Annotated in this window: 2 protein-coding genes; both read right to left on the reverse strand. The window is 74.9% G+C overall.

Annotation, left to right across the window (positions count from 1 at the left end; all coding sequences use genetic code 11):
- Positions 1 to 259: 259 nt before the first annotated feature.
- Positions 260 to 1,888 carry an FAD-binding oxidoreductase gene (locus ACWGH4_RS33555; protein ID WP_453467505.1) on the reverse strand — a complete coding sequence of 543 codons (1,629 nt, stop codon included), beginning with the start codon at positions 1,886 to 1,888 and terminating at the stop codon, positions 260 to 262.
- Positions 1,885 to 3,019, reverse strand: a 1,135-nt coding sequence (locus tag ACWGH4_RS33560; RefSeq protein ID WP_453467507.1) for an FAD-dependent monooxygenase, incomplete at its 5' end; no start/stop codon positions are given. The genes ACWGH4_RS33555 and ACWGH4_RS33560, both read right to left, overlap by 4 nt.

A 3,019-nucleotide genomic window follows, 5' to 3' on the forward strand; every position in this document is an offset into this window, starting at 1 on the left:
CGGTGGTCCCGTGTCGGCGCCGATCGCGCTGCCCGGTGCGGGCCGCCCGGCGGGGCCGGTGGGTCCGGTGGGTCCGGTGCGGACGGTGGCGGCGGGCCGGGTGCGACCGGCGGGGCCGGTGGTCCGGTGCGGACGGCGGCGGCGGCGAGGCCGGGTGCGGGCGGTGGGATCGGTCGGCCGGTGGTGCGGAGGGTGGGTCCGTGTGCGGGCGGGGCCGGCGCGGGCCGCCGGGGGTGGGGGCCCGGCGGCCGGTCGGGTTTCAGGCGGGGCGGATGGACAGGGTGTGGCGGAAGACGCCGCGCGGGTCCCACTTCGCCTTGATGCGTTGCAGGCGGGGGTAGTTGTCCTTGTAGTAGAGGTGGTGCCAGGGCACGCCGGAGGTGTTCCAGCGGGGGTCGGCGAGGTCGATGTCCGGGTAGTTGATGTAGGCGCCGTCGGTGCCGCGGCCCGGGACGGGCACTCCTCCGGTGGTGGCGAACACGTCCCGGTAGGTGCGGCGCAGCCAGTCGATGTTGACGGTGTCGGCCTGGGGGTCCTGCCAGGTGTTCATGAAGATCACGTTGAGGACGGAGTCGCGGTGCGCGCCGGCGGTGGCGCCGGCGGGCAGGGCGTTGGTGCGGCCGCCGTAGGACTGGAGGGAGACGGAGGCGCTGTCGTTGCGGTGGTCGGTCGCGTTCAGGTGGGTGAAGAGGGCGTCGGTCTGGGCGCGGGTGAGGGCGCGGCGCAGGTAGGCCGACTTGATTTTGTGGCGGCCCTTGTCGGTGTCCTGCGACTCGGCGAGCGCGACGGTCGCGGTCAGCCAGGGCTCGCTGGCGGTGATGTAGGGGGTGACGCCGACGCCGTCGGTCAGCGCGTTCACGTAGCGGTCCAGCAGTTCGCGGGCGCCGGGGAGGGTGCCGTCGAGGTGGGTGAAGGCGATGGCGCTCTGGCCGGGGTCGTTGTCCTTCAGCCGGCCGGGGAGCACCAGTCCGCTGTAGAGGCCGGTGTACGGGGAGGCGGGGTCGCTGTGGTCCTCGTGCCAGCGGCCGTGGTTGTGCAGGAGGCGGCCGAAGGCGGCCTGGTCCATGCCGTCGCGGGGGTAGATCACCGCGTTGGAGAGGATGGTGGCGGGCGGTCGGGGCAGCAGGTGGGCGGGGTCGTCGCCGTGGGCGTTCGGGGAGCGGAACCAGTAGCGGGTGACGATGCCGAAGTTGCCGCCGCCGCCTCCGGTGTGGGCCCACCACAGGTCGCGGTGCGGGTCGCTGCTTTCGCGGGTGGCGACGACGGCGCGGGCGCGGCCGTGGGCGTCGACGACGACGACCTCGAGTGCGTACAGGTGGTCGGAGGCGAGGCCGTGGGCGCGGCTGAGGGCGCCGTATCCGCCGCCGGTGATGTGGCCGCCGAAGCCGACGGTGGCGCTGGCGCCGCCGGGCAGGGTGACGCCCCAGCCGTAGTAGAGGCTTTTGTACACGTCGATGAGCTGGGCGCCGGCTTCGACCATGTAGGCGCGTCTGCCCGGGTCGTAGGTGACGGCGTTCATGGCGGCGAGGTCGATGACGATCTGGACGGCCGGGTCGCCGACGACGTTCTCGTAGCAGTGGCCGCCGCTGCGTACGGCGATGCGCCGGCGGCGCCTGACCGCGTCGGTGACGGCGTGGACGACGTCGGCGGTGGTGGTGGGCAGGCAGAAGGCGTCCGGGTGGGCGGTGAAGCGTTTGTTGCTGCCGCGTACCGACAGGGCCGCGTAGCGGGGGTCGTCGGGGGTGACCTGGACCGCCGGGGCGGGGGCGGGGGCGGGGGTCGGGTCGGCGGCGCGGGCGGCGGGTGCGAGGCCGGCGGTGGTGAGGGAGGCGGCGGCGCCCGCCGTGAACGCCTGGGCGACGAAACGCCGACGGCTCGGAGCAGTCATGTTGCGCGTGCACCTTTCTGGGTGGGCCGGGGGGCGTTGGTGAACAGGTCGGTCCGTACCTGGACGGGTGCGGGGCCGAAGGCGATGCGGGAGGTGAGGTGCGCGCCGAGGGGGGTGCGGGTGAGCAGGGCGGCGGCGCGGGAGCGCAGGTAGGTGGCGGCGGGTCCGGCGTTGCCGAGGAACGCTTTGGCCTGCAGGCGCTGGAGGCGGGTGACTCGGGCGGCGGCGGGTGCCCGCAACTGTGGGAAGGGGGCGAGCCGTTCGCGGGTGCAGGCGCCGGCGGCGAGGGCGTCGAGGAGGACGGGGTGCAAGGTGGCGGCGTCCTGCAGGGCGAGGTTGATGCCCTGGGCGCCGAGCGGGCCGTGGGTGTGGGCGGCGTCGCCGGTCAGGACGAGGCCGTCGCGTACCCATTCCTCGGCGTCGGCGGCGAACACGTCGAGCAGGGCCAGGTCGGACAGGCCGGTGAGGTGTTCGTGGATCAGGTCGGCCAGTTCGGGGACGGCGGCGGCCAGTTCGTCCCTGATGGGGGCGATGCCGCGGGCGGTGGCCGTCTGCCAGCTGCCGTGGGGCAGGGCCCAGCCGACGCGGAGCCGGTCGGGGTGGGTGTCGTGGACCAGTACGGCGGTGCCCGCGGCGCGGTGGATGCGGACGCGTCCGGTGGCGCGGCCGGGTGCGGGCAGGGTGAACCAGACGATGTCCTGGTCGAAGGTCTCGCTGCGGCCGGCGCCGATGCCGGCGAGGGTGCGGGTTTTGGAGAAGCGTCCGTCGGCGGCGACGACCACCCGGGCGGGCACGGTGGTGCGCGTTCCGGCGGGGCCGGTGAACACCGCGCCGGTGCAGCGGCCGCCCTCGCCGCGCAGGGCGCTGATGCGGTGGCCGGGCAGGTGGGTGAAGCCGGGCAGCCGGTGGCAGGCGGCGAGGAGTTCTTCGAGGAGGTGGCGCTGGGGCAGGGCCAGGAGGCGGTTGTGGGGGGCGTCCAGGCGCCGGTAGTCGATGTCGAGCAGGACGCGGCCGCGTTCGAGGACCTGGAAGCCGTCGAGGGTGCGGGCGCCGCGTCGTGTCGCGGCGTCCAGCACGCCGAGCTGGTCGAGGATGCGCTGGCCGCCGGGCTGCAGGATCTCGCCGTGGAAG

The sequence above is a fragment of the Streptomyces sp. NPDC054847 genome (assembly GCF_053610925.1).

Excerpts from the sequence above, each read along its gene's own strand:
- ACWGH4_RS33555 (WP_453467505.1), bottom strand. The coding sequence starts at position 1,888 with ATGACTGCTCCGAGCCGTCGGCGTTTCGTCGCCCAGGCGTTCACGGCG.